Origin of the sequence: Streptomyces sp. NPDC048277 (assembly GCF_040652235.1) — a bacterium.
Lineage (GTDB): Bacteria > Actinomycetota > Actinomycetes > Streptomycetales > Streptomycetaceae > Streptomyces.
The window spans coordinates 496,827-523,265 of the sequence record NZ_JBEZLQ010000004.1 but is presented as its reverse complement, the minus strand read 5'-3'; the positions used below and the strand labels follow the sequence as shown (position 1 = coordinate 523,265).

At 71.3% G+C, this 26,439-nt stretch carries 25 protein-coding genes and 1 riboswitch; of the genes, 4 read left to right on the top strand and 21 right to left on the bottom strand.

What is annotated here, in order from left to right:
* Positions 1 to 184 precede the first annotated feature (184 nt).
* Positions 185 to 1,798: an amidohydrolase gene (locus AB0D85_RS12710; RefSeq protein WP_362317842.1), complete on the bottom strand. Its 1,614-nt coding sequence runs from the start codon at positions 1,796 to 1,798 to the stop codon at positions 185 to 187.
* A 125-nt stretch (positions 1,799 to 1,923) separates the two neighbouring features.
* Entirely contained in the window at positions 1,924 to 2,364 is a 441-nt protein-coding gene (locus AB0D85_RS12705) for an Lrp/AsnC family transcriptional regulator (protein WP_004002750.1), read from the bottom strand.
* A gap of 266 nt (positions 2,365 to 2,630) precedes the next feature.
* Here AB0D85_RS12705 and AB0D85_RS12700 point away from each other — a divergent pair, with 266 nt between their 5' ends.
* Entirely contained in the window at positions 2,631 to 3,089 is a 459-nt protein-coding gene (locus AB0D85_RS12700; RefSeq protein ID WP_362317838.1) for a hypothetical protein, read from the top strand.
* A gap of 1 nt (position 3,090) precedes the next feature.
* Here AB0D85_RS12700 and AB0D85_RS12695 read toward each other — a convergent pair whose 3' ends face one another.
* From AB0D85_RS12695 to AB0D85_RS12660, 8 genes are all read right to left on the bottom strand, one after another.
* The gene (locus AB0D85_RS12695) at positions 3,091 to 4,194 is read right to left on the bottom strand and encodes a phosphotransferase family protein (protein ID WP_362317835.1); all 1,104 of its coding nucleotides are present in this window, start codon (positions 4,192 to 4,194) and stop codon (positions 3,091 to 3,093) included.
* A gap of 11 nt (positions 4,195 to 4,205) precedes the next feature.
* Entirely contained in the window at positions 4,206 to 5,306 is a 1,101-nt protein-coding gene (locus AB0D85_RS12690; RefSeq protein ID WP_362317833.1) for a hypothetical protein, read from the bottom strand.
* Between the two features lie 352 nt (positions 5,307 to 5,658).
* A complete protein-coding gene (locus AB0D85_RS12685) occupies positions 5,659 to 6,831 on the bottom strand; it encodes an acyl-CoA dehydrogenase family protein (RefSeq protein WP_362317830.1) in 1,173 nt (390 codons plus the stop codon).
* 413 nt (positions 6,832 to 7,244) lie between these two features.
* A complete protein-coding gene (locus AB0D85_RS12680; RefSeq protein WP_362317827.1) occupies positions 7,245 to 7,904 on the bottom strand; it encodes a TetR/AcrR family transcriptional regulator in 660 nt (219 codons plus the stop codon).
* A gap of 65 nt (positions 7,905 to 7,969) precedes the next feature.
* Positions 7,970 to 8,110: an SCO1431 family membrane protein gene (locus tag AB0D85_RS12675; protein ID WP_362317824.1), complete on the bottom strand. Its 141-nt coding sequence runs from the start codon at positions 8,108 to 8,110 to the stop codon at positions 7,970 to 7,972.
* 96 nt (positions 8,111 to 8,206) lie between these two features.
* Positions 8,207 to 9,589 (bottom strand): peptidase C39 family protein, encoded by a 1,383-nt coding sequence (locus AB0D85_RS12670; protein ID WP_362317821.1) that lies wholly within the window; start codon positions 9,587 to 9,589, stop codon positions 8,207 to 8,209.
* Positions 9,590 to 9,768: 179 nt separating this feature from the next.
* A complete protein-coding gene (locus tag AB0D85_RS12665) occupies positions 9,769 to 11,223 on the bottom strand; it encodes an amino acid permease (protein WP_362318020.1) in 1,455 nt (484 codons plus the stop codon).
* 87 nt (positions 11,224 to 11,310) lie between these two features.
* A complete protein-coding gene (locus tag AB0D85_RS12660) occupies positions 11,311 to 12,261 on the bottom strand; it encodes a hypothetical protein (protein WP_362317819.1) in 951 nt (316 codons plus the stop codon).
* A gap of 251 nt (positions 12,262 to 12,512) precedes the next feature.
* Here AB0D85_RS12660 and AB0D85_RS12655 point away from each other — a divergent pair, with 251 nt between their 5' ends.
* Both AB0D85_RS12655 and AB0D85_RS12650 read left to right on the top strand, forming a co-directional pair.
* The gene (locus AB0D85_RS12655) at positions 12,513 to 13,133 is read left to right on the top strand and encodes a hypothetical protein (RefSeq protein ID WP_362318017.1); all 621 of its coding nucleotides are present in this window, start codon (positions 12,513 to 12,515) and stop codon (positions 13,131 to 13,133) included.
* Between the two features lie 430 nt (positions 13,134 to 13,563).
* Positions 13,564 to 15,426, top strand: a complete 1,863-nt coding sequence (locus AB0D85_RS12650) for an AAA family ATPase (RefSeq protein WP_362317816.1) — start codon at positions 13,564 to 13,566, stop codon at positions 15,424 to 15,426.
* 108 nt (positions 15,427 to 15,534) lie between these two features.
* On the opposite strand, the gene AB0D85_RS12645 is transcribed toward AB0D85_RS12650, so the two are convergent.
* From AB0D85_RS12645 to AB0D85_RS12600, 10 genes are all read right to left on the bottom strand, one after another.
* Entirely contained in the window at positions 15,535 to 16,620 is a 1,086-nt protein-coding gene (locus AB0D85_RS12645; protein WP_362317814.1) for a hemolysin family protein, read from the bottom strand.
* Positions 16,617 to 17,945 carry a hemolysin family protein gene (locus AB0D85_RS12640; protein ID WP_362317811.1) on the bottom strand — a complete coding sequence of 443 codons (1,329 nt, stop codon included), beginning with the start codon at positions 17,943 to 17,945 and terminating at the stop codon, positions 16,617 to 16,619. The genes AB0D85_RS12645 and AB0D85_RS12640 overlap by 4 nt, the downstream gene beginning before the upstream one ends.
* 256 nt (positions 17,946 to 18,201) lie before the next feature.
* Positions 18,202 to 18,657, bottom strand: a complete 456-nt coding sequence (locus AB0D85_RS12635) for a PH domain-containing protein (RefSeq protein ID WP_362317808.1) — start codon at positions 18,655 to 18,657, stop codon at positions 18,202 to 18,204.
* 14 nt (positions 18,658 to 18,671) lie between these two features.
* A complete protein-coding gene (gene hisG / locus AB0D85_RS12630) occupies positions 18,672 to 19,520 on the bottom strand; it encodes an ATP phosphoribosyltransferase (protein ID WP_362317805.1) in 849 nt (282 codons plus the stop codon).
* 45 nt (positions 19,521 to 19,565) lie between these two features.
* Positions 19,566 to 19,838 (bottom strand): phosphoribosyl-ATP diphosphatase, encoded by a 273-nt coding sequence (locus AB0D85_RS12625; protein WP_362317802.1) that lies wholly within the window; start codon positions 19,836 to 19,838, stop codon positions 19,566 to 19,568.
* 34 nt (positions 19,839 to 19,872) lie between these two features.
* Positions 19,873 to 20,358, bottom strand: coding sequence for a 6,7-dimethyl-8-ribityllumazine synthase (ribH, locus tag AB0D85_RS12620; RefSeq protein ID WP_362317799.1), 486 nt, complete (start codon positions 20,356 to 20,358; stop codon positions 19,873 to 19,875).
* 22 nt (positions 20,359 to 20,380) lie between these two features.
* Positions 20,381 to 21,673, bottom strand: a complete 1,293-nt coding sequence (locus AB0D85_RS12615) for a bifunctional 3,4-dihydroxy-2-butanone-4-phosphate synthase/GTP cyclohydrolase II (RefSeq protein ID WP_362317797.1) — start codon at positions 21,671 to 21,673, stop codon at positions 20,381 to 20,383.
* Positions 21,670 to 22,311 (bottom strand): nicotinamide mononucleotide transporter family protein, encoded by a 642-nt coding sequence (locus AB0D85_RS12610; RefSeq protein WP_362317794.1) that lies wholly within the window; start codon positions 22,309 to 22,311, stop codon positions 21,670 to 21,672. The genes AB0D85_RS12615 and AB0D85_RS12610 overlap by 4 nt, the downstream gene beginning before the upstream one ends.
* Complete coding sequence (locus AB0D85_RS12605) at positions 22,308 to 22,913, bottom strand: riboflavin synthase (RefSeq protein WP_362317791.1); 606 nt, start codon at positions 22,911 to 22,913, stop codon at positions 22,308 to 22,310. Before AB0D85_RS12605 ends, AB0D85_RS12610 begins: the two co-directional genes overlap by 4 nt.
* Before the next feature lie 156 nt (positions 22,914 to 23,069).
* A riboswitch (FMN riboswitch) is annotated at positions 23,070 to 23,200 on the bottom strand.
* Between the two features lie 235 nt (positions 23,201 to 23,435).
* Positions 23,436 to 24,671 (bottom strand): ROK family transcriptional regulator, encoded by a 1,236-nt coding sequence (locus AB0D85_RS12600; protein WP_362317789.1) that lies wholly within the window; start codon positions 24,669 to 24,671, stop codon positions 23,436 to 23,438.
* Between the two features lie 122 nt (positions 24,672 to 24,793).
* On the opposite strand from AB0D85_RS12600, the gene AB0D85_RS12595 reads away from it, so the two are divergent.
* Positions 24,794 to 26,008 (top strand): MFS transporter, encoded by a 1,215-nt coding sequence (locus AB0D85_RS12595; RefSeq protein WP_362317786.1) that lies wholly within the window; start codon positions 24,794 to 24,796, stop codon positions 26,006 to 26,008.
* On the opposite strand, the gene AB0D85_RS12590 is transcribed toward AB0D85_RS12595, so the two are convergent.
* Positions 25,968 to 26,426, bottom strand: coding sequence for a thioesterase family protein (locus tag AB0D85_RS12590; RefSeq protein ID WP_362317783.1), 459 nt, complete (start codon positions 26,424 to 26,426; stop codon positions 25,968 to 25,970). The two genes, AB0D85_RS12595 and AB0D85_RS12590, sit on opposite strands and share 41 nt — an antisense overlap.
* Positions 26,427 to 26,439 lie beyond the last annotated feature (13 nt).

Below are 26,439 nucleotides of genomic sequence, written 5' to 3'. Positions count from 1 at the left end.
GGTGGACTCGGCCGAACCTACCGGCCCGCTGCCGCTGGCTGTCAACAGCCGTTTGACCTGCGCAAACGACCTCAAACCCCTGGTCAGCGCGGAGGATGCGCAGGTCGCGCGACGGGGCGGCGGCCGACGATCACGGCCGCGCCACCCCGGGAGATCACTCGCCCGGCCGTACGAATGCGCCGGGTCACTCGCCCGGTCGTACGAACACCGTCCGGCCGCCCACCACCGTGCGCAGACAGACCGGCAGGTCACGGCCGGGGGTCAGGTCGGGCAGCCCCGGAGTGCCGGAGCGCGGGTCGGTGGACCAGCGGGCGACCCGGTCGTCGGGGGCCTGGACCACCAGTTCGCCGGTACGCCAGACCGCGTAGTCGGCGGGCGCGCCGGGCACCAGGACGCCCGCGTCGTCCCGGCCGATCGCCCGCCAGCCGCCGCGCGTGTGCGCCGTGAAGGCGGCGCGTACGGAGACGCGGTGCTCCGGTGTGCGGTGGAAGGCGGCGGCGCGGACGGTCCCCCAGGGGTCGAGGGGGGTGACCGGGCTGTCGGAGCCGAAGGCGAGCGGGACCCCGGCCCTGAGGAGGGCGGCGAAGGGGTTCAGGGTGCGCGCCCGCTCGGCACCGAGCCGCTGGGCGTACATACCGTCGTCGCCGCCCCACAGCGCGTCGAAGGCGGGCTGCACGGAGGCGATCAGTCCGAGTTCGGCGAAGGCTGCGATGTGCTCGGGCGTGAGCATCTCGGCGTGCTCGACCCGGTGCCGGGCGGCGCGGACGCGGGCCGGGCCGACCTTCTCGGCGGCGGCGCGCACGCCTTCCACGACGGCGGTCACGGCGGCGTCGCCGATGGCGTGGAAGCCCGCCTGGAGGCCGGTCTCGGTGCAGGCGGTGACATGGGCGGTCACGGCGCCCGCGTCCAGGTAGGCGGCGCCGGTGTGGCCGGCGTCGGCGTACGGCTCGTGCAGACAGGCGGTGTGGGAGCCGAGGGCACCGTCGACGAACAGGTCGCCCGCGGCGCCGAGCGCGCCCAGTTCGCGCGCCCTGGCGATGCCTTCGTCGGCTGCCTCCGCCCAGTAGCCGACCACCCGTGGGCCGGGGATCTCGGCCGCCAGGGCCAGGAGAGCGGCGAAGTCGTCCTCGGAGGAGATCTTCGGCCCGCCGCACTCGTGCACGGTGCCGATGCCGAGGGAGGCCGCGTGCGCGAGGGCGGCGCGCTGGGCCCCGGCGCGCTGCGCGGGCGTCACAGCCGCGAACGCCGCGGCGCGTACGGCGTGGTGGGCATCGCCGGTCAGCGGGGCGTCCTCCCGAGGGGCCGCGCCCGGGACCAGGTCCAGCAGGGCCGTGGTGACGACGGCCGAGTGGACGTCGATACGGGAGAGATAGAGCGGGCGTCCACCGGTGGCCGCGTCCAGCTCGGCGCGGGTCGGCGGCCGGCCGTCGGACCAGCGGGAGGCGTCCCAGCCGTGCCCGAGCAGCACCCGGTCGTCCGGGCGGGCGGCGGCGAAGTCCCGCACCAGCGCGAGGGCCGCGGCCGACGAGCCGGCCCCGGACAGGTCGAGGCCGGTCAGCGCCAGCCCGGTGGACGTGGTGTGCACATGGGCGTCCGTGAAGGCGGGGGTGACCAGGGCACCGTCCAGGTCGACGACCTCGTCGACACCGTCCGCGAAGGCGTCGGCGGCCCCCTCGGAACCGACCCAGGCGACCTGTCCCCGCTCCACGACCATCGCGGTCGCGAACGGATCGGCGGGACTGTGCACCTCTCCTCTACGGAGGAGAACGGTCTTCGGCTGGTCGGTGCGATCACTCATAGCCGACAGTTTCTCGCGTTGCGGTACGGGAGCTGCACCTGGGGCGGGCTTGGGAAGGTGTCCGGCGCTGTCGGCTGTGCCCACCCGTTCCGCCCTGCGGAACGACTGCCCACAGCGGTAGCAGCTCAGATGCGCGGCGGACGCGCCTCATAAGGCGTCGACAGCACCACCGTCGTCCGGGTCGACACCCCCGCCAGGCTGCGCAGCCGGGCCAGCAGCTCCTCCAGTTCGTGCGGGGTCGCCACCCGCACCTTGAGGATGTAGTTCTCGTCGCCCGCCACGCTGTGGCACGCCTCGATCTCGGGCACGCCCGCCAGGCGGTCCGCGATGTCGTCGGGGGCGCTGGGATCGAACGGTTTCACCGAGATGAACGCCGTCATGGGCAGCCCGACGGCCTCCGGGTCGACGACCGCGGCATAGCCGCGGATCACGCCGCGCTGTTCCAGCCGGCGCACCCGCTGGTGCACGGCCGATGTAGAAAGACCCGTGGCCTTGCCCAGGTCGGTGTAGCTCATCCGCCCGTCCTTGACGAGCAGCTGCACAATTTGACGGTCCAGCTCCTCCATGGCGCAAAAACTACAGTGCGCCCGATCTCCTGGGATACCTCAGCGGCGCAGGTCATGGCCGGTTCGTGATGTGACGGAGGGCAGACTGTGAGCCGCCTGAGGGACAAATCCACCGCACCGGGCACCTGCGTTCGGCATGTGACGAACGCCACAGCCCTCGAACGGGCTCCGTGATGTTCTCGTGATTACCGCCGAGACCGGACGGGAAGTGCTTGCTGTGGTCGAGGCCGCAGCGCCTTACGGCCCAGCCCGAGGGGGAGTTACCCATGCAGAGTCTTAAGCGCCCTGGTCGTACCACGTCCAAGCGCCCGCAGCTGGTCGTCGAGCCCGAGCCGGAGGGCGTCGAACCCGACCTCTACGAGGCCGAGGAACTGGATGCCTACGACACCTTCGAGATGTACCGGGTGATCTGCCCGGACTGCGCGCAGTCCATCGCGCTGCTGGCGGACGAGGAGTTCCTGCCGGAGCACGCGCTGTGCGCCTCGCCGTGGAACCCGTTCGGTCTCACGGTCTGTGCCGGTACGGGTCGCTCGGCGGCCGAGGCCCGCTCCACGGACGAGTCGGCCGAGCCGCAGGAGCAGGAGACCGCCCTCCTGCTCACGCTCCCGCAGAGCCTGAACTGGCGGACGCAGCCCTTCTCGCACGTCGGCGGCCCGAGCTCGCGCCCGATGCGCGTACCGACGGTGCGCCACGGCGGTTACGCCGTCGCCCGCCAGGCTGCCTGAGTCACCGCATCGCATCCCAGTAACTGCCCTGCACCATGGCGCGCAGACTGCCGTGGTGCAGGATCAGTGTGTCCGGATCCGCCGGGACGGCGACCTCTCCGAAGTACACCTGCCGATAGGCGATGCGCAGCATGACGATCGCGTGCCGCAGGGCGGCGTACAGGGTGTAGAAGTCCATGTCGCGCGGGGTGTGACCGGTCAGCCGGGCGTAGCGGGCCTCGACGTGGTCGCGGCGCAGGAATCCGGGCAGCCCCCGCTGTCCGGAGGAGGCCGTGAGGTCCTGGAAGAAGCGGTGCAGATAGACGGTCCAGCCGAGGTCCACCTCGCGCGGGGCCGGTGCCGCCATCTCCCAGTCGAGGACGGCGACGGGGTCGAAGCCGTCGTAGACGACGTTTCCGATGCGTGCGTCGCCCCAGTTGAGGACGGGTGTGCCGGTCTCCCGCGGCCACGACTCCGCCAGCCGGTCGAAGGCGTCCTCGATCAGGGGCGAGCGGGCGAGTCCGTCCACCACCCAGTCGTAGTAAGCGCGTTGGGATTCGACATGGCGGCGCAGGACGTCCCCGTCCCCGGGAAGGGCGAGGAACCCCGCCTCCTCCAGAGGGACTTGGTCGTGCAGTCGGGCCAACAGGCCGACGGACGCGGCTTCGAGGTGCTCGCGTTCGGCGTCGCTCGCCGTCTGCAGCCAGTTCCCCTCGTATGTATAGGGCATGACGTCGGGCGGGACGCGCCCCTCGACCCGCGCCATGACGAAGAAGGGCGCCCCGAGCGGTCCGGGATCCTCCTCCAGCCACAGCACGCGGGGCACGGGCAGGTCGGTGTGCTCGGCGACCAGGCGCATGGTGCGGTACTGGCGGGTCATGTCGTACGACGGAAAGACCGTGTAGGCCGACGGGTCCGCCGCGAGCCTCAACGCGCAGGCCCGCAAGGGAGGTTCGGGGTGTTCGATCTCGAACAGCAGGGTCTCGCTGGACAGGCCGTTGGAGGCGGGGACGGTGACGCCGACGGCCTTGGCGCCGGGGAGCCGGGTGTCCAGCCAGGCCGTCAGCCGGCGTGTGAGGTCCTCGGGGTCGCGGGTGGTGGTGCGCGGGCGCGGTTTCGTGGTCATCGCGGCCTCCCTCAGGGCGCCACCGAGTCGAAGCCGGTGAAGCCGCTCGGATCGTGTCTGCCGAACGAGCCGTGCTCGAAGATGCCGTGGCCGACCCGGCCGTCCAGGCGGAACCGGGCGGAGTGGTCGGTGACGCCGTAGGCCGCGCGGGGGTGCGGAGCGGTCAGGTCGTAGGTACGGCGGTCCACCCACCCCGGGCCCTGCCAGGTGCCGTGCTGCCAGTCGTCCGCCGGCGGGTAGCCGGCGCCGACCGCGAGCGGTGAGGAGGTGAGGATCTCCACCTCCAGTTCCCGGGGTTTGCGCGGGTCGCCCAGGTGGACGACGGCGCGCTCGGGGTGCCGGGTGCCGGAGCGGTAGGTGATCTCTGTCCCCGGCCAGCCGAGTTGGCGGTCGCGGTGGCCGGGGCGGACCAGGGTGGCGTCGTTCAGGGTGCGGTAGCCGTCGGCGTCCTCCTGGGTGATGACCATCAGGAAGCGGTCCTCGAAGCGGACCGGGCACCAGATCCAGTGGAAGCCCTCGGTCGGGTGCGCCTCGGCGAGCCGCCCGCCCTCCTCCCCCGGGACGGGCCGGACGCCCCAGCTGCGGTCCCGGGTGCCGGTCCAGTCGGCGGGATCGACTCGGAACTCCTCGCCGCCGGCCCGGATCACCCCGGACACTCCCCCGGCCTGAACGAACCGGCGGCCCTCCAACGTCAGCCGGTCGCCCCGGCGTTGGAGGTGGTGCGGCTCCCACAGGGCCGGGAAGGCGGCGGTCCAGACGAGGTCGTAGGAGAGCGCGTCGTCGTCGCAGGTCAGGCGGAAGCGCCGGAGCGGTTCCTCGACCTCGATGCGCAGCGGGCCGACCGCGAGCCGCATCCGGTCGTCGCCTAGGGCGTCGGAGGCGCGTACGGCGTGCAGGGTGTCCCCGGTGCGCAGGGTGGCGTAGGCGTCGATCACGCCGACGTTGGGGTAGACGCCGAGGCCGAGGATGAGCAGGGCCCGGCCGCTGTGGTCGAGGACGTGGAAGATGCAGCGGTCGTAGGCGTTCCGGTCGCCGGTGGCGACATGTTTCATGGAGAGCGGGACCTGGTGCACGGGGTACTCGTCGAGCGGTACGGGACGGTCGTCGGCCACGGCGGGCCTCCCCGGAGGCTGGAGACGGTCCGGCTGACGGTACGTCAGAAAATGGGGACTGGCCAGACGCGGGGACCGGACGCCCGTGAACTCACGCGCGATTCCGGTGATCGGTGACCGGGGCGGCCGCCCCCGCGTTGGCCGGGCATGACGACCACCTACTCGACCCTCGGCCGTCAGCGCCGCATCTTCGTGTCCCCGCCCGCACCATCGCTTCCGCCCCCGACGCCACCGGATCCGCCCATCTACCGCGACCTCATGCGCACCTGGGCGGACCGGGGCCGCACCCTGCCGGGCCGCCACGACCCGGAGTGGATCAGGCTGGCGGCCCCGACGGTCTCACGCGGGCAGTTCAGCGGCTTTCAGGTCCCGCCACATGACGGGCGATGACCATCCGCTGGATCTGGTTGGTGCCCTCGACGATCTGCAGGACCTTGGCCTCGCGCATATAGCGCTCGGCCGGGAAGTCCGCGGTGTAGCCGTAGCCGCCGAGGATCTGGACGGCGTCGGTGGTCACCTTCATCGCGGTGTCGGTGCAGTGCAGCTTGGCCATCGCGGCCTGCTTGGCGAACGGCCGCCCCGCGTCCCGCAGCCGGGCCGCCGCGAGGTAGAGGGCGCGGCCGGCCTCGATCTGGGTGGCCATGTCGGCGATCATGAAGCGCAGGCCCTGGAAGTCGGCGATGGGGTGTCCGAACTGCCGTCGCCCGGTGGCGTAGGCGACCGCCTCGTCCAGGGCGGCCTGGGCCAGGCCGATCGCGCAGGCCGCGATGCCGAGCCGGCCGGAGTCCAGCGCGGAGAGGGCGATGGCGAACCCCTGGCCCTCCTCGCCGAGGCGGCGGCCGTCGGAGACCCGGACGTCGTCGAAGTGGACCTGGGCGGTGGGCGAGCCCTTCATGCCCATCTTCTTCTCCGGCACCGCGCCGCTCAGGCCCTCGGCGTCGCCGGGGACCAGGAAGGCGGTGATCCCGTGTGAGCCCTCGCCGCCGGTGCGGGCCATGACCGTGTAGAAGTCGGCGATGCCGCCGTGCGTGATCCAGGCCTTGGTGCCGTTGATCACCCAGGAGTCGCCGTCCCGGACGGCCCTGGTGCGCAGGGAGGCGGCGTCGGAGCCGGAGGCGGGCTCGGAGAGGCAGTAGGCGCCGAGCAGGCCGCCGCCGAGTATCGCGGGCAGATGCTCGACCTGCTGCTCCTTGGTGCCGTAGGCGGCGAGCGCGTAACCGGCGAGGGTGTGCACGCTGACGCCGAGGCCGACGGTGAGGCGGGCCGCGGCCAGTTCCTCCAGTACCTGGAGGTAGACCTCATAGGGCTGGTCGCCACCGCCGTACTCGGCGTCGTAGGGCAGACCGAGCAGGCCCGACTCGGAGAGCAGGGTGAAGACCTCGCGCGGGAAGCGTCCGGCGTCCTCCTCCTCGGCCGCCTTGGGCGCGATCTCGCGCCGGGCGATCTCCCGGACGAGCGCGAGCAGGTCCCTCGCCTCTTCCGTGGGCAGTTGACGCTCCACCGGCTGCGGGTCGCGGTCGGACATGGCGTCGGTCTCCTCCCTGTCGGGCGCCGGCGGCCGCCGCCCTTCGGGTAGGGGCGGCTCCGCCTGTCGTTCGAGTGCGGCCGAGGTGAGCTTTTCCGGGTCTCGGAAGCGGCTGACCTGCGGCTGCGCAGTGAGTATGCCCGATCGGGGACCTCCCGTCACCAGTTAACGACCGCTTACTTCGCTAATTCCAGGACAACATTCGCCAGTCCCGAAATTGGTCCGAACCATTGACCTGACTGGTCCAGTCCTCGTAATGTCCATGACCAATGCTTTACCGCGTTCATGCCAATCGGCGCGCGCTCCGGGGACTCGGCGACACTACGCACGGTGAGCCGATCAGGGCCTTCAACCGACCCCGGTCACGGGGGACTCGGGGCGGGGGTACCACGAGACCTCCGCCCCTTGTGGTGTCAGGCGTCCCGGCGGGCCGGCGCCGGGGCCCGGTAGGCCGGGTCGAGTTCCTCGATGGCCCGCAGGGTGCCGCCGAGCGTCTTGACCAGCAGTTCGCACATGGTGTCGCGGGAGAGCCCGGGGCGGTCGATCCACTCGAGGGTGGCGCCCTCCACGCTGCACAGCCAGGAGAGCAGGCCCATCCGGGCGAGCGGGGCGATGTCGGTGCGGCCGTAGGCGCCCTCGGCGATGGTGGCCACGATCGCCTCGCGCACTCCGTCCCGGATGGCGTGCACCTCGGTGTCGAAACCGACTCCGCCGCTGACGATGGTGCGGTAGGCGGCCTGGTGGTGCTCGGCGTAGCGCAGGTAGCTGTCGATGGTGCGGTGGACTCGGTCCACCTGGGGCAGTTCCAGCCCGCTCGCGGCGAAGGTGACCAGGTCGGCGACGGAGTCCTGGATGATCGCCAGGTAGTAGCCGCGCTTGGACTGGAAGTAGTAGTAGATCAGCCCTTTGGCGACATGCGCCTGCCTGGCGATGTCGTCCATGGAGAGCGCGTCGTAGGAGGTGTCGGCGAACAACTTCCGCCCGATGGCGATGAGTTCGGCACGACGAGCCACTGAGCGCTCAGTGCCGCGCGCCCGGGGACGGGCGGCGGCACGCTGTTGACTGATATTCAATTTCGACCCTGGTCTCAACGGGCTGCGGGACATCCGCAGTATGTCAGCTCGGGTCGTGGATCAGGTCACAGCAGCCCGAGTTGAGTCACCAGCATGGCGATGACCACGACAAGCGTCCAGCCCATGACGTGTTCCAGTGCCTTCGGGCCGTGGTCCTCGGGGCCGCCGGTGCGGGCACGGGCGGCGGTGGCGGAGTTCGTGGTCATGTCGTCCACCATGCCACCGATTGCGGCTTTTGCGGCGGAGAGCTTGGTCACAGGAGAACGGCCCCCGGAGCACCCGGGGGCCGCTGTCGTGCCTGGTCAGCGCACGCCCACCGCGTCCAGCGCCTTCAGCTGGCTCGGGCTCGGGCAGGCCGGGAAGTACAGGTAGCAGACTCCTCCGGTGCCGGAGGCGACCTTGCCGCTGGCGTTGTACCGCTTGGTGCGCAGCCAGATGTTCTCGAACTCGCGCCGCGGATAGACCCGCCGGACCGCGTTGTCGTCGGCCGAGAACGGGTCGTTGGCGATCACGTCGCCCTCCGCGGTGAACCCGATCACGGTCATCAGATGCCCGGAGGTGCCGTACCCGGCGCCCGTCAGCTCCGAGGACAGGAACGACTGTGACGTTATGGCCGGGATGCCCGCCGCGATCAGGGTCTCCAGGTCGGTGAGGGAGGCCAGTCGCGTTATCACGCCCTGGAGGTCCTTGTAGGTGGAGGCGTAGGCGGCGTTGAACGGCCAGTTGCCGCAGCCGCCGTACTGGTAGTCGTAGGTGTAGCGGGCCGCGTAGCAGACCTGGGGGTCGGCGTACGAGGGGTCGACCCAGGCCAGTTGGGCGGCGGTGGGGCGGGCGCCCCAGTACTCGACGATCATCTGCGAGGAGGTGGGGCTGCACCAGGCCTCGCCGCCGTTGTCGTACTCGGGGTACTGGCCCTTGTGGATCTCCTGCGAGTAGCGCGGGACCTTGAGTTCCTGGGCCAGTCCCGGGGTGGAGGCGGGGACGGTGAAGCGGTCCGGGATGTCGGAGCCCATGGCGCCGAGCCGCCAGACGGTCGGGGTGAGCTTGGTGCCGGGCTTGCGGTAGAGGGTCAGGCGCAGCTGGTACGAGGTGAGGCGCAGGCCGGTCGTGGCGTCGTCGACGGCGAAGGTGTCCGTCCAGATGGTGCTCTTGCCGTCCGTCTGGCCGTCCACCGAGGTCCGCTTGATGTCCTGGTCGCCGGCCGCCCAGCGGCCCATCACGTACCAGGGGGTGTCGGTGCCGTCGGAGTAGGTGCCGTGCAGTTCGACCTGGATCCAGGTGCCGGCCGGGGTGTCCGCGTTCCAGGAGGCGATCGTCTCGGTGGCGGGGACGGCGAGCTGGTGCACCGGGCCGGTCCAGGTGGCGTACTCCCAGGTGGCCTTGGTGCCGGTGTGGGGGTCGGTGTAGGCGGTGGTGCCGGCCGGGGTGCCGATCACCAGGCCGGGACGGTCCCCCGCGACGGCCCCGGCACCCTTGGCGGTACCGGTCCGCCAGTCGCTGTAGGTCGTCCAGGAGCGGTAGTCGATCGGCCGGGTCTCGGCCCGGCCGCGGCTCTCGTCGGCCTCGGTCTCCGGCGCCGCGGCCGCGGGCACCGCGGGGACGACTCCCCCGGCCACGGCCACTGCCGCGACGGAGGCCGCGGCTGCCAGAACGGTTCTGCGGGACGGCTGTTCGGCTCTGCTCATCGGTGGGGGACCCCCAGGGGTACGAGTCGGAGCTGGTCCAAGTCAGTGCGCCAACTATGGAACAGCCGCCATGCCCCTGCCAGCACTTCCGCCCATGCCACGCCCACCAATATTGGTCTGGTCCACCGAAAGGGCCCCGGCGCCGTGCACCGGGGCCGCTTTTCGGAGGGTCGGACGCGTCAGATGAGGTCCATCGCGGCGACCTCGTCGGGGCGGCCGTAGCTGACCGGGCCCTGGAAGCGGCGGCGGGCGGTGGCGAACCACCAGACCGTGGCCACGACCAGGACGACGGCCAGGGCGATCGGCGCGTAGTTGAAGGTGTCGACGGTGATCGGCGAGGCCTGCGGGAGCATGAACAGGACGCTGCTGAGCAGGATCCAGGTCACCGCCAGCCAGCCGATCGGCCTGCTCCAGCGCCCCAGGTTCCACGGGCCCGGCTGGAACTCGTCGCCCAGCCGCAGCCGCAGGAACACCGGGACGGCGTAGGCGAGGAACAGGCCGACGACGTTGACGCTGACGATCGCGGTGAACGCCGTGTGCGACCACCAGCCGGGCACCACCAGGGCGACGGAGCAGGCCACCGCGAGCCACACGGCCTTGACGGGCGTACGGGTGCGGGGCGAGACCGAGTGCCAGAGGCGGGAGCCGGGCATGGCGCCGTCTCGGGAGAAGGCGAAGATCTGCCGGGTGTTGCTGGTGAGGTTGGCGAGGCCGCAGAAGAGCATGGCGCCGATGACGACGAGCAGCATCGCCTTGGCCCAGCCCATGCCGAGTCCGTCGATGAGGATCTGCACGGGCGGCGCGGAGGAGCTCGCCACCTTGTCGTAGTCGCCGATGCTGTACACCAGCGCGAGCATCAGGACGAGGCCCGTGATCGCCGAATAACCGATCGAACGCGTGATCCCCTTGGGGGCGTTCACGGTCGCCTGGACCGTTTCCTCGGACATGTGGAAGCTGCCGTCGAAGCCGGTGAAGGTCCAGCTGGTGACCAGCAGGCCGAGCAAGCCGCCGTAAAGGCCGTTGGTGAAACCGGTGTTGTTCACGAAATGCGTCACGAAGGACGCCGACCTGTGGTGGTCCGGCATCACGATCAGTGTGCTCACGATCACCACGAGTCCGATCAGCAGCCACCACACGGAAATCCGGTTCAGTACGGCGACGAGGTGGACGGTGTAGGTGTTGGCGAGCCCCTGGAGCACGATGATCAGGGCCGTGATCAGGACCGTCTGGTGGGCGGTCGGCGTGTACGAGGGCCACTGCAGGGCGATGAAGGCCTGGATGAAGGTGGCGGCCGCGTAGCCGGTGGCCGCCGTGCCGCCGATCTGGCCCACGAAGTTCAGCCAGCCCGTGTACCAGGACCAGGCGCCCTTGTGCCGCTTGGCGAGTTTGCCGGCCGAGAAATAGAGCGCGCCGCTCGTCGGATAGGCGGAGGCGACTTCCGCCATCGCCGCTCCGATGCAGAGCACCATCACGCAGACGCCGATCCAGCCGAACACGAGAATGCGGGGGCCGCCCGCGTTCATACCGAATCCGAAGGACGAGAAAATTCCGGAGAGGACGTTGATGATGGTGAAGGAGATCGCGAAATTGTCGAATGCCTGGAATCGGCGGGTGAGTTTCCGCGGATATCCCATCGCGTGCAGGGTCGCGTCGTCGTCGAGGGTGGCGGAGTCCGCTGTGCGTTCTGACACTTACCGGCCTTTCTCTCTCTGAGGGTCTCTCTATGAGGGGACGGGCAGGCCGCAGGCGCGGCGGGCGCGGGAGAGCTGGTCGGCGGGCTCGCCGAAGACGCTCCAGGGCATGCGTGAGGCGTACGGCCCGACGGCCGTGAAGACCGCCCGGGCCTCGAACTCGCACCGGCCCATGACCAGCGCGTGGGCCAGGTAGGCCAGGTCGAGCACCGGGGTGAAGCGGTATCCGGCCATCGTGGGCAGCCAGTTGCGGTAGGTCGACAGCGCGAGGCCGCGCCACTGGGGTTGTTCCCAGACATGCTCGGCGAGCAGCCGGGTCGGGTTGTGGCTCTCCACCAGGGCCACCAGCGGCAGCAGCCGCAACGCGGAGTCGGCGGGGGCCCGCTGACCGAGGTAGGCGGCGACGTCCCAGGCGGCGTTGACCGAGCCGCCGTACCGGGTGAAGAAGAAGGACAGGAAGCGGTGGTGGGCCTCGCGGTGCCAGGGGTCGAGGGCGAGGACGCGCGCGAACAGCCGCCAGGGGCCGGGCGGGGAGGTCAGCAGGCCGGCGGGGGCGGGGTCGTGCGGGCGGTGCAGCCGGGCCATGGCCAGTTTGGCGGCCCAGGGCGTGGGGTCGGCGGGGTCCGTGGCGGCGGCCCGGTCGCAGGCGGCGAGGGCGATCCGCTCCAGCGCCTCGGCGCGTTCGTCGCGGGCGTCGGCCGCCCGGATCGCCCGCTGCACGGCCACCCGGGCCCACATCAGCGTGGACTCGGGGCCCGGCTCCTCGGCCAGCCAGCGTTCGACCAGATCGGTGCCGGCCGCCTCGGAGGCCAGGACCAGGGAGCGGTGGGCGCGCAGGGCGAAGTCGGAACGGGTCTCGGCCAGGGCCTCGCGGGCGCTCAGATATCTCCCGGCGCGCACGTCCACGCATACGCTCGCGAGCAAGCGGTCATCGGCCGCCGGGTGCCATACATAGTGCCCCTCGAATAACTCCGCGGCCATCTTCCCCTGTCCGTCCCCGTACGACGCTTCGCAGTCGCGCAGAAGGCACCCTACTCAGCGGCGGGCACGCCGGGAACGTTCTTGGTCGACATATCGGTCAACCCGTCGGAAATATTGGCGAGGACGGTTGAGAACGACTCAAAAATAGTTCAAGCCACTACTTTTCCGGGGCCGCGAACGCCCGCTATGCGCCGCGCTACTAGACTGTTTCCGGAAAACGCCCCACACCGCAGCACACCTCGGGAATCGTCATTCACCGACTCGCCTCCGCGCTCCAGGCCCTGCCGCCCTCCTGCGGCCCGGTCCGCCTCGTCGGCGTCGACGGACACGCCGGCTCCGGAAAGACCACGTTCGCCGGGCGGTTGGCCGTCGCGCTGGGCGGGGCGCCGGTGCTCCACCTCGACGACATCGCCAGCCACGAGGAGTTGTTCGCCTGGACCGGCCGGCTGCTGACCCAGGTGATCGAGCCGCTCGGCCGCGGCGAGACCGCGCACTACTCCCCCTACGACTGGCGCGCCCGCCGCTTCGGCCCGCCCCGCCCGCTGCCGCCCGCCCCCGTGATCCTCGTCGAGGGCGTCGGCGCCGGCCGCCGGGCGCTGCGCCCGCACCTGGCGCGACTGCTGTGGATGGAGGTGCCGTACGACGAGTCCTGGACGCGGGGCAGACTGCGGGACGGCGCGGAACAACGGGACTTCTGGGTCGAATGGGTCGGAGCGGAACGCGCGCACTTCGCCGAGGACCCCTCCAGGCCGTATGCCGACCTCCTGGTGACACAGTCACAAAAGGGGTACGAGGTACTCCCGGGCCCTATGAAGGCGATTGGACCGGACCAGAAGGTCACCCACCGTGACGGACCGTCCGCAGTGTGCTGAACTTGTGAAGGCGCGCCCCGGACAAGTTGCCCGAGTACCTCAACTCGGCTTGACCCGGGGGCCGTACAGGTCTTACGTTCTCAATGTGCGGCCCTTGGGAGCCGCCCTGCAGACGCGAAGCCCCCGGTTGTTCCCCCGTGATCGGGGGCTTCGTTCTGCCCTTTACCCCTTTTGTGTGCGCCGCGTGCACTCCCCCGCTCACCCTCGGTCACCGTGCCGTGTGCGCCCCGTCTGCCCCCACCTCGCCAAACGGCCTGTGCGGCACCCTTCGAAGGGTGGTGGAAGCGCAGGTACGATGCCCTCGGTGCGACCTTCGAACGGCTGCTTCGCGCACCTGCAACTCCGGTCCGCGGCACAGCGGTTCGACCAACGGCGGCCATCGGGGGGAGCCCGGGGGCCAACCACGGGGGCACGGTTTGTGGGGGACGTGATGGATTTCGGCATGCAGGGCCCCGAGGCCCCGGCCGACCTCGCCTGGCTGCGAGGCGTGGACGCCTACACGATGGGCGCCTATCCGCAGGCGGAGGAGGAGTTCCGCGCCGCGGTGCGGATGGATCCGGGGATGGCCGACGGCTGGCTCGGGCTGCACGCACTGCGCGTGGACACGACGACCGCGCTGCTGCGGATGTTCCGGCACCGGGACCGCTTCGGAGAACAGCGCGGCCGGCACCGGCGCACGCTCAACTCCTGGTACTGGCTGGGCTGGTGGGTGCAGCCGGTGCTGGAGAGCCCGCGCGATCTGCTGCTCGCGCACGCATCGCACTGGCTGGACGGCCGGCATGTCCCGGAGCTCGACCGGGCCCTCGCGGGGCTGCCGCCGGTGGACGCCGACCCGCAGGTCCGTTTCCTGCACGCCTGCCGGGCCTATCTGGTCAAGGACTGGGAACAGCTGGTCCGGCACACCGACCCGCTCATCGACGACCCCATGCTCGGCATCGAGGCGGGCCTCTTCGGCGGGATGGCCCGGGTCCGCCTCGAGATGTACGGCCAGGCCGAACCGCATCTCTCCGCCGCGCTGATGCGCTGCCGCAGCGAGCAGCCGCAGCGCAAGGAGCTGCGCTACTGGCTGGCGCGGGCCCACGAGGGCACCGGGCGCAGCGCCGCCGCGCTCCCCCTCTACCGGGCCGTGCACCGGGTCGACCCCGCGTTCATGGACACCTCGGCGCGGCTGGCCGCGATAGCCGAGGGCGACGGGTACGACGACGCCGCCGACCTCGCGGCGATCACGCTCACCGGCGCCGGGCAGGACGTCATGGACGGGCCGGACATGCTCGACCCGCTGTTCGGCACGGAGGGGCGCGATCTGCGGCTCGGGGAACCGGAGCCGCCGGCCGGGGCGATGCCGTCGGTGATCGACCCCGCGGTGCGCGAGAAGGTCGTGCCGTCGCCGCCGCTGCCCGCCGGGCCGACCGACCCCGCGTTACTCGAGGAGGCGCTCGCCGAACTCGAGCGCATGGTCGGGCTCGAGCCCGTGAAGCGCCAGGTCAAGGCGCTGTCCGCACAGTTGAACATGGCCCGGTTGCGGGCCGGGCAGGGGCTGCCGGTGCAGCCGCCGAAACGCCACTTCGTCTTCTCCGGGCCGTCGGGTACCGGGAAGACCACGGTCGCCCGCATTCTCGGGCGGGTCTTCTACGCCCTGGGCCTGCTCGGCGGCGACCACCTGGTGGAGGCGCAGCGGGCCGATCTCGTCGGCGAGTACCTCGGCCAGACCGCCGTGAAGGCGAACGAACTGATCGACTCCGCGATCGGCGGGGTGCTCTTCGTCGACGAGGCCTACTCCCTCTCCAACTCCGGCTACGGAAAGGGCGACGCCTACGGTGACGAGGCGCTGCAGGTGCTGCTGAAGCGGGCCGAGGACAACCGCGACCACCTGGTGGTGATCCTGGCCGGCTACCCGGAGGGCATGGACCGGCTGCTGGCCGCCAACCCCGGCCTCTCCTCGCGCTTCACGACCCGCGTGGACTTCCCTTCCTACCGCCCCCTCGAACTGACCTCGATCGGCGAGGTGCTGGCCGCGGAGAACGGGGACGTCTGGGACGAGGAGGCGCTGGAGGAGCTGCGGTCGATCGCCGGGCACGTGGTCGATCAAGGGTGGATCGACGAGCTGGGGAACGGCCGGTTCCTGCGGACGCTGTACGAGAAGAGCTGCGCGTACCGGGATCTGCGGTTGTCGACATATCCGGGTCTGCTGTCGCGGGACGACCTGGCGACGCTCCGACTGCCGGACCTGATGCAGGCGTACGGGGAAGTCCTGTCAGGACGGGGCCCGCAGGATCCGGCGGCCGGTATGTAGGCGGGGCGAGTGCGGCGCCCCGTGAGGGGCGCTGGGGGTACCCCCGGCCGAAGGCTGGGGGAGGAACTGCGCGACCGGCTCCCACCGGCCCGCAGCTCCCCCACCACCTCAGCCGGCCATGACCTCCTCCGGCTCACCACTGGACCGCGGCTCCGGGGTCCGCGCCGGCGGCCGCTCCCGGTGTGCCGGGTCCGTCACCTCGCCCACCAGCAGTTCCAGTACGTCCTCCAGGGCGACCAGCCCCAGCACCCTGCCCTTCCCGTCGGCCACCTGCGCCAGGTGCGTGGCCGCTCGGCGCATCACCGTCAGCGCGTCGTCCAGGGGGAGCTCCGCGCGGAGGGTCGTCATCGGGCGCCACACCTGCTGGGGTACCGCTCGGTCGGAGTCCTCCAGGTCCAGTACGTCCTTCACATGCACGTAGCCCATGAAGGCCCCGGACTCGGTCGCGACCGGGAAGCGGGAGTAACCCGTGCGGGCCGTGAGCTCGACGATCTGGCCCGGCGTGACCGATGGCGGGACCGTGATCAGGGACTCACGGCGCAGCAGGACGTCCGTCACCGGGCGGGAGCCCAGTTCCAGCGCGTCCTCCAGGCGCTCCTGCTCCTCGGGGTCGAGGAGTCCGGCCTGGCCGGAGTCCTCCAGGAGACGGTTGAGCTGCTCGCTGGTGACGACGGCCTCGACCTCGTCCTTCGGCTCCACTCGGAAGAGCTTCAGGATGCCCCGGGCGCAGGCGCCGAGGGCGACCGTGATCGGCCGGCACACCCGCTCGAAGGCCACCAGGCCGGGGCTCAGCCACAGCGCCGCCTTCTCCGGCGCCGCCATCGCCAGGTTCTTCGGCACCATCTCGCCGATGACGAGGTGGAAGAAGACCACGGCGGCCAGGGCGATGACATAGCCCAGCGGGTGGATCATGCCGTCCGGGAGGTGGACCGCCTCGAACAGCGGCTCCAGCAGGTGCGCCACCGTCGGCTCGGCGACCGCGCCGAGGGTCAGGGAGCAGACCGTGATGCCGAACTGGGCCGCGGCCATCATCTGCGGGAGCCGTTCCAGGCCGTAGAGGACCTGGCGGGCCCGGGCCGTGCCGAGCGGTTCGATCTGGCTGCGGCGGACGGAGACGAGAGCGAACTCCGCGCCCACGAAGAAGCCGTTGGCCAGTACCAGCAGTCCGGCGAAGACAAGTTGGAGGACGCTCATCGGGCGGCCTCCGCGACGGCGGGGGCCGTACGCACCAGGCGGACACGCTCGGCGCGGTAGTGGCCCACCCGGCGGACCGAGAGCCGCCAGCCGGGCAGCTCCGCGCGGTCGCCCGGCGCCGGGATCCGGCCGAGCAGGTCGGCGACCAGGCCGGCGACCGTCTCGTAGGGGCCCTCGGGCACGTCGAGGCCTATCCGCTGGAGGATGTCGACGCGGACACTGCCGTCGACGTCCCACGCGGGCTTGCCGTCCTGCGGCGGAGCGGCCGCGAGCTCCGGCGCGTCGAGGCTGTCGTGCTCGTCGCGGACCTCGCCGACGAGTTCCTCGACGATGTCCTCCAGGGTGACCAGGCCGGCCGTGCCGCCGTACTCGTCGACGACGACGGCGATGGGCTGCTCGCTGCGCAGCCGGGCCAGCAGGGGCTGGACCGGGAGCGTCTCGGGCACCAGCAGCGCCTGGCGGGCGATACGGCCGACGGGGGTGTGCAGGCGTTCGTGCACGGAGACCGCCAGCGCGTCCTTGAGGTGGGCCATGCCGACGATCTCGTCGATCTTCTCCCGGTAGACCGGGAAGCGGGAGAGGCCGGTGGCCCGGGTGAGGTTGACGACGTCCTCGGCGGTCGCCGAGTCCTGGAGCGCGCTGACCTTCACCCGGGGGGTCATCACGTGCTGTGCGGTGAGCTCGCCCAGGGACAGGGTGCGGACGAACAGGTCGGCCGTGTCCTGCTCCAGGGCGCCGGCCTGGGCGGAGTGCCGGGCCAGGGAGACGAGCTCGCCGGGGGTGCGGGCGGAGGCCAGCTCCTCGGTGGGTTCGACGCCCAGGGCGCGGACGAGCCGGTTGGCGACCGTGTTCAGCGCGGCGATGACCGGGCGGAACAGGCGCGAGAAGCGGGCCTGCGGGCCGGCGACGAAGCGCGCGACCTGGAGGGGCTTGGAGACGGCCCAGTTCTTGGGTACGAGTTCGCCGATCACCATCTGGATCGCCGAGGCGAGCAGCATGCCGATGACGACCGCGATACCGGAGACCGCGCCCTCGGGCAGGCCGGTCGCGGTGAGCGGGCCGCGCAGCAGCTCGGCCAGTGCCGGTTCGGCGAGCATGCCGACGACCAGCGAGGTGATGGTGATGCCGAGCTGGGTGCCGGAGAGCTGGAAGGACAGCTCCTTGAGCGACTCGACGACCGTACGGGCGCGTTTGTCGCCGTCGGCGGCGGCCTTCTCGGCCTCCGGTCGCTCGACGGTCACCAGGCCGAATTCCGCGGCCACGAAGAAGCCGTTGGCCAGGATGAGCAGGAGCGCGGCTGCCAGGAGCAGCAGAGGGGTGGTCATGATGCCGCCGCCTCCGATCCGTCGCGGACCTCGAATGGGAGGTCCGCGGTATGTCGGGAGGGGGCGGCGCAGGTACTACAGGACGATCCGTCCATCGCCGGAGAGGGTCACTCCTCGGGTAGCAGGAACCCCTGTGCGCGGGGCGCGCCACAGGGGTGGAGGCAGGACGTGAAAAGCCTCCGCCAACAGATTAATCAAGACATGGGCCGATGCGGCAGGGTCGACGACCCGGAGGTGGCCCCGAAGTTGCGTGATCTCAGCCCTGATGCCGCTCGGGGTCGTGGGTCGCACGGGCCTCGGCGAGGGCCCGCAGGGCCTTGGCGTCGGCGATGGCGTGCTGCTTGGCGATGCCCGGCTGGATGCCGAGCGCGGGCAGGCTGGTGCCGTCGCTGAGGTTGAGGAACACCCACGGGTCACCCGGGCGGAGGTTCACCTGGAGGATCTCCGCCCACTCCAGGTGCCGCCTGCCGGCGATGTTCACGACGGTGACCCCGGACTCGTCGGCGACGACCTTCACCCGGGCCAGCCGGGCCAGCACCCAGAAGATCAGCGCGCCGGTGACGACGAAGCTGAGCTTCTCCCCCGGGCCGAGCTGCTCGAGGAGCAGGGCGACCCCGGAGATGGTGGCGAAGATCGCGATGCCCGCGGTGAGCAGGATCACCCGGGTGAGGCCCGGCCGGAAGGTGACGGGCAGTGCGGGAAGCTCGGACATCTCTCGCGTGCCCCTCAGAGGCGGCAGGCGTGGATGGCCGTGGTCAGGATGGCGCGGGCGCCGAGGTCGTACAGGTCGTCCATGATGCGCTGGGCGTCCTTGGTGGGGACCATGGCGCGGACGGCGACCCAGCCCTCGTTGTGCAGCGGGGAGACGGTCGGCGACTCCAGGCCGGGGGTGAGGGCTACGGCCTTCTCCAGCTGCTCGACCCGGCAGTCGTAGTCCATCATCACGTAGGTCCGGGCGACCAGGACGCCCTGGAGGCGGCGCAGGAACTGCTGGACCTTGGGCTCCTCGGCGTCGGCGCCGGTGCGGCGGACGACGATCGCCTCGGACTTCATGATCGGCTCGCCGAAGACCTCCAGGCCGGCATTACGCAGGCTGGTGCCGGTCTCGACGACGTCGGCGATGACCTCGGCGACGCCCAGTTCGATGGCGGTCTCGACGGCGCCGTCCAGGTGGACGACGGAGGCGTCGACGCCGCTGTCGGCGAGGTGCTTGGCGACGATGCCCTCGTAGGAGGTGGCGACCGTCTTGCCCTTGAGGTCCGCCAGGCCGTTCGCCTCGCCGGGCCTGGAGGCGAAGCGGAAGGTGGAGCGGGCGAAGCCGAGCGGCAGGATCTCCTCGGCGTTGGCGCCGGAGTCCACGAGCAGGTCGCGGCCGGTGATGCCGATGTCGAGACGGCCGGAGGAGACGTAGATCGCGATGTCGCGGGGGCGGAGGTAGAAGAACTCGACGTCGTTGACCGGGTCGACGATGCGCAGTTCCTTGGACTCCCGCCGCTGCCGGTAGCCGGCCTCATGCAGCATGTCCGCCGCAGGGCCTGAGAGGGAACCCTTGTTGGGGACGGCGATGCGCAGCATGAGGTCGGCTTCCTTTGCTCTGAAGGGGGTGGTGCGGCAGATGGTTTACAGGTGGGTGTAGACGTCGTCCAGCGAGATTCCGCGGGCGACCATCATCACCTGGACGTGGTAGAGCAGCTGCGAGATCTCCTCGGCGGCCGCTTCCTTGCCCTCGTACTCGGCGGCCATCCAGACCTCGGCGGCCTCCTCGACGACCTTCTTGCCGATGGCATGGACGCCCTTGCCGACCAGTTCTGCGGTGCGGGAAGTGGCGGGGTCGCCGTGGGCGGCCTTGTGCTGGAGCTCGGTGAAGAGCTCCTCGAAAGTCTTGTTGGACATGGTGAGCGCCAGACTACGCCAAATGCCGCCTCGCTCAGTGCCAGGGTTCAGATACTGAGCGGAGGGTGGCCGCCATCGACACCGCGGCCGTCACCGCCTCGTGGCCCTTGTCCTCGTGGGAGCCCTCAAGGCCTGCCCGGTCCAGGGCCTGCTCCTCGTTGTCGCAGGTGAGTACGCCGAAGCCGACGGGGACGCCGGTCTCGACGGAGACCTGGGTGAGGCCCTGGGTGACGCCCTGGCACACGTACTCGAAGTGCGGGGTGCCGCCGCGGATGACGACACCGAGGGCGACCACCGCGTCGTAGCCACGGCCCGCGAGGACCTTGGCGGCGACCGAGAGCTCCCAGGTGCCGGGGACCCGGAGCAGGGTCGGCTCGTCGATCCCCAGGTCGCCGAGGGCGCGCAGGGCGCCGTCCACCAGTCCGTCCATCACCTTCTCGTGCCACTGGGCCGCGATGACGGCGACCCGCAGGTCGCTGACATTGCGTACGGACAGTTCCGGTGCACCCTTGCCGCTCACGTCTCTCCTCAGTGCTGTTCTGTTACTGGTTGCCGCAACTGGACAGCGGGGCCGCCGTGTCCAGCCAGGGCAGGTCGTGGCCCATCCGGTCCCGCTTGGTACGCAGGTAGCGGAGGTTGTGCTCGCCCGCCTGTACGGGCATCGGCTCCCGGCCGCTGACCTTGAGGCCATGGCTGAGCAGCGCGTCCGTCTTGTCGGGGTTGTTGGTCATGAGGCGCACGCTGTGCACGCCGAGGTCGGCCAGGATCTGGGCGCCGGCGCCGTAGTCGCGGGCGTCGGCGGGCAGGCCGAGTTCGAGGTTGGCGTCCAGGGTGTCCCGGCCACGCTCCTGGAGTTCGTACGCGCGCAGCTTGGACAGCAGCCCGATACCGCGGCCCTCGTGTCCGCGCAGGTAGACGACGATCCCCCGGCCCTCCTCCTGGATGCGGTCCAGGGCGGCGTCGAGCTGGGGCCCGCAGTCGCAGCGGGCGGAGCCGAAGACGTCCCCGGTGAGGCACTCGGAGTGGACGCGGACCAGGACGTCCTCGCCGTCGCCGATCTCGCCGTGGACGAGGGCGACGTGCTCGACCCCGTCGGTGGTGGAGCGGTAGCCGTACGCCGTGAAGGTGCCGTGCCCGGTGGGCAGGTTGACCTCGGCCTCGCGGCGGACGGTGGGCTCGGCGGCCCGGCGGTGGGTGATCAGGTCCGCGATGGAGATGATCGTCAGGCCGTGCTTGCGGGCGAACGGGATCAGCTCGGGGAGGCGGAGCATCCGGCCGTCCTCGCCGGCGATCTCGACGATCGTGCCGGCCGGGCGCAGGCCCGCGAGCCGGGCGAGGTCGACGGCGGCCTCGGTGTGGCCGTTGCGGGTCAGGACGCCGCCGGGCCGGGCGCGCAGCGGGAACACATGGCCGGGGCGGACGAAGTCCGACGGCTCGGCGTCCCCGCTCGCCAGCAGCCGGAGCGTGGTGGCGCGGTCGGCGGCGGAGATGCCGGTGGTGACGCCGTGCGCGGCGGAGGCGTCCACGGAGACGGTGAAGGCGGTCTTCATCGACTCGGTGTTGTCGTCGACCATCTGCGGCAGCCGGAGCCGGTCCAGCTCCTCGCCCTCCATGGGGGCGCAGATCAAACCGCGGCACTCGCTCATCATGAAGGCGATGATCTCGGGGGTGGCCTTCTCTGCGGCGATGACGAGGTCGCCCTCGTTCTCGCGGTCCTCGTCGTCGACGACCACGACGGGGCGGCCGGCCGCGATGTCGGCGATGGCCTGCTCGACGGGGTCGAGGGTGAGGTCGTCCATGCCGTCGGTGCTGTAGAGGATGGGTGCCGCGGTCATGCGGGTGCTCCTTCCAGAGCGGGCCGCGTGCCCTGGCGGGAGCGCAGCCACCAGTCGCGCATGCCCCACAGGACGAGCGCGCCGTAGATGACGTAGACGAAGCCGGAGAAGGCGTAGCCGTTGGTGAAGTTCAGCGGGACGCCGACCAGGTCGACCAGGAGCCAGGCGATCCAGAACTCGACCATGCCGCGGGCCTGGGCGTACATGGCGACGATGGTGCCGACGAAGATGTAGGCGTCGGGCCAGGGGTCCCAGGACAGGGACGGGTAGGCCTTGAAGAGCATCGCTACGGCGACGGTGCCGACGGCCGCGGCGGCGACCATCGCGCCGCGCTCGCGCCAGGTGGCGAAGCGGGGGGTGATGTGGCCATCGGTGCCCTGGCCCTTGTCGCGGTTCCACTGCCACCAGCCGTACAGGGCCACGGCCATGACGACGGCCTGCTTGCCGGCGCTGCCGGTGAGGTGGCCGAAGAAGGCGCCGAAGAGGATCAGGCCGGAGGCGAACTGGACCGGCCAGCTCCACAGGTTGCGGCGCCAGCCCAGGGCGAGGGCGATCAGGCCGAGGATGTTGCCGATCATGTCCGACCAGAGGATGTGCTGGCCGAACATGGTGAACGCCTCGGAGTTGAGCCAGTTCACCGGCCCGCTCCCTGCGTGCTCGCGAGCAGCCGCTCCACGTACTTGGCGACGACGTCGACCTCGAGGTTGACCGGGTCGCCGGGCTGCTTGAGGCCGAGCGTGGTCAGGTCGAGGGTGGTGGGGATGAGGCTGACGGTGAAGTAGTCCGGGCCCGCCTCGACGACGGTGAGGCTGATGCCGTCGACGGTGATGGAGCCCTTCTCGACGACGTAGCGGGCGAGGTCGGCCGGGAGCGAGACCTTGACGATCTCCCAGTGCTCGGAGGGCGTGCGCGCCAGCACCTGACCGGTGCCGTCGACGTGGCCCTGCACGATGTGGCCGCCGAGGCGGGAGCCGACCGCGGTGGGGCGCTCCAGGTTGACGCGGGAGCCGACGCCGAGGGCGCCGAGGGAGGAACGCTTCAGGGTCTCCGCCATGACGTCGGCGGTGAACTCGTCGCCCTCGTGCTCCACGACGGTCAGACAGACGCCGTTCACGGCGATGGAGTCGCCGTGCTGTGCGCCCTGGGTCACTACGGGGCCACGGAGCCGGAAACGGGAGGCGTCGCCGAGATTCTCGACGGCGGTGATCTCACCCAGCTCTTCGACGATTCCGGTGAACACTTCCCGGGTCCTCCTGCCTCAACGGGGCACGGACTCCGGGGCCTGTCGACGGACGACAGAATGTACGGGTGAGCACACCGGGGGCGACGCCGACAAGGTCCCGTCCGTGACGGACGAGACCAGATACGGCGGCGCGCACAGGTACATGCTCGCCCGCCGCGCACTGCCTCCCATCCGGACTTTAACCGTCGGTCCAGGAATTTCACCTGGTCAACCGGCCGCTGGAAGCGGACGGGTCGCGGACTGTAACCGCCGGTTCGGACTTTCACCGACCCCGGAGTGCGCTGCTTCTGGTACAGGGCCAGTGTGCCACGCCCGGTGGTGGACCATGCAAGGGAATGATGTGGGGTGCCTCACAAGTCGCGTCACTGGACTTCCCTGACAGCCCGTCATGTGCGCAACTGGGCTCCGGACCAGGGATCTTGACTTTGACCCACATCTATTGACCCTACTGGTCTAGTCCTTTTAGGGTGCGGATGGGCCCGGTGACGGTGACGACGGCCCTTGCCCGTCGCCGGGTCGTTACACGTGGTCCGGAGGTGCGAACAGCTCCTCCTGGGCCCGTTCCCGTGCGGTCAGCAGGGCGCCCCGCAGGACGGCCGCGCCGCCCAGGCCGCTCGCCCGCACCTCCGTGGCCAGCGGTGACATCCGGCGCAGCCGTTCCTCGACCCGGGCGGCGAGTACCGCGCCGCCGGCCGCGCCGATCTCGCCGCCGAGGACCACGCAGCCGGGGTCCAGGACCGATACAACGGCGGCTACGCCCAGGGCGATGCGGTCGGCGAGAGCGTCGAGGAAAGGGTGGGTGGCGGGTGGTCGATCGGGGGCGGGTGCGTTGTGGCTGGTCGCGCAGTTCCCCGCGCCCCTTTGGGGCGCTAGTCGTACCGCCTCCTTCACCACCCACGCCCCCTCCCCCAACATCCCGTACCCCGCCGCCAGTTCAGTGATCGCCGCCGAACCCACCAGGGAGTGGTAGCCGCCCGAGCAGTCCGTCGCCGACGGCAGCGCGCGCGTCCCCGGTACCGGCAGGAAGCCGATCTCGCCCGTGCCGCCGGAGGCGCCCCGGCGCAGGCGGCCGTCGAGGACGACGGCGGCACCGCAGCTGTGGCCCAGCCAGAGCAGGACGAAGGTGTCCCGGTCCCGCGCGACGCCCTCCCGCTGCTCGGCGAGGGCGGCCAGGTTGGTCTCGTTCTCGACGCTGACCCGGGCCTGCGGGAAGCGTTCCTGGAGGGCGGCGACCAGCCGGCGGTGCCAGGCGGGCAGGCCCGCCGAGTCGCGGAGTTCGCCGGTGCCCGGGTCGATGAGCCCGGGCGCCCCGATGCCGACGGTGTGCAACCGCCCCCCGCCGGGAGCCTCCGCCTCCTTCAGCGCCCGCTCCACCAGCCCCACCGCCTGCTCGACGGCCCCCGTCGTCCCGGCCTCCGGCCCGACCGGCACCGACCCTTCGGCCAGCGCCTTCCCCACCAGGTCGGACACCAGCACCGAGACGCTCTCGGTGCGCACGTCGAGGGCGGCCAGATACGCGCGGTCGGCGACGATGCCGTACAGCCGGGCGTTCGGCCCCCGGCGCTGCTCCCCGGACTCGCCGACCACCGCGATCAGACCAGCTTCGGCGAGCCGTTCGACCAGGTCGGCGACGGTCGGCCGGGACAGTCCGGTCAGCTGTTTCAACTGCCCGGCCGTCAGCGGGCCTTCCTCCTGGAGCAGGCCCAGGGCGAGCCGGTCGTTGATGGCCCGGGCGGTGCTCGGTGATGCGGGCATGGCGGGCATCCTCCCAGATCGGCGCGGGCCGGGACGGCCACATATCCATCTATCTATCAGGCAGGGTCCCTGATAGTTTACGGCGGACAGCGGGGCGGCACCCACCGGGGAGGGGCAGGACCATGAAAGACGTGGGGCACGGGCAGCACGACGTGAGGCGCGCGCGGTATGCCGTCGCGGCCGTGTTCACCGTGCACGGCGCCGTCACCGGCTCGTTCGCGACCCGCGTGCCGTGGATCCAGGAGCACGCCGGCCTGGGTGCGGGGCAGCTCGGCTTCGCGCTCGCGTTCACCGCGTTCGGCGCCTCGTGCTCGATGCCGCTCGCGGGCCGGATCAGCCACCGCTTCGGCAGCCGTACGGCGCTGCGCGGGCTGATCGCGATGTGGACGCTGGCGCTGGTCCTGCCGTCCCTCGCGCCGAACCTCTACACGCTGTGCCTGGCGATGTTCGTGTACGGCGCGAGCGCGGGCATGGCGGACGTGGTGATGAACGCGCTCGGCGTGGAGATCGAGCGGCTGCTGGACAGGTCGATCATGTCGGGGCTGCACGGCATGTGGAGCGCGGGCACCCTGGTCGGCTCGGCGGCGGGCACCCTCGCCGCGCATCTGGGCACGGACGCGCGCGTGCACTTCGCCCTGGCGGCGGCCGTCCTCACCGTGCTCGGCGTGCTGGCCGCCGGCTGGGTCCTGGACGTACAGCCAGGCGAGGACGAGGAGCCGCCGCCGCGGTTCACGCTGCCGCCCCGGTCGGCGCTGCTGATCGGCACGGTGGGCTTCTGCGCGGTGTTCGCGGAGGGCGCGAGCCTGGACTGGTCGGCGGTGTTCCTGCGGGACCGGATGGACAGTTCGGCCGGGCTCGCGGCGGCCACCACCACGGGGTTCATGCTGGCCATGGCGGTGGCCCGGATCAGCGGGGACGCGGTGGTGAACCGGTTCGGCGCGGTCCGTACCGTGCGGGCCGGGGGCGTGCTGGCCGCGTTCGGCGGTCTGCTGGTCGTGCTCGCCGGGAATCCGGCCGTGGCGATGACCGGGTTCGGGCTGATGGGGCTCGGTATCGCGGTCGTCGTGCCGCTGTGCTTCGCGGCGGCGGGGCACGCCGGGCCGAACCCCAGTCAGGCGATCGCGGGCGTGGCGACGATCACCTACACCTCGGGCCTGATCGCGCCCAGCCTGATCGGCGGGGTGGCCCAGGCGACCAGCCTGGTGGTGTCGTTCTGCCTGGTCACGGCGTTGGCGCTGGGTCTGGTGGCGTTCGCCGGCGTACTGCGCGCCGGGGAGCGGGGGCGCCGGGCGGAGGTCAGCCCGCAGGCCGCAGCAGTTCCCGACCCACGGCCCTGAAACGCTCGCTCCACGGCGCGGGGCGCAGGGTGGCCGCGTCCAGCCGGACCAGGACCCGGGTGCCCTGCGCGTAGGTCAGCGCGCCGTCCCGCGAGCAGAACCGGAAGCCGTAGGTCAGGCCGGTGGTGCCGAGCCGTTCCAGCCAGAGGTGGACCGCGTAGGTGCCCGACCTGGTGACCGGGGCCTCGTAGCCGATCCGCAGGTCCCTGACCACGTTGCAGGCGTCCCCGGCGGTGGCCCAGTCGCCGTCGAAGCGGACGCCGTGCTCCTGCCACAGCTCGGTCCAGGCCCGCTCGACGAGCAGCGGGTAGCGGGCGTTGTGCAGCATCCCGAGCGCGTCAAGGTCGTCGAAGTGGACGCTCACGGGCAGCAGTCGGCCGTAGGAGAGGGCGGGGGCGGGCACGGCTTCGGCGGTCACGGGTGGGGCTCCT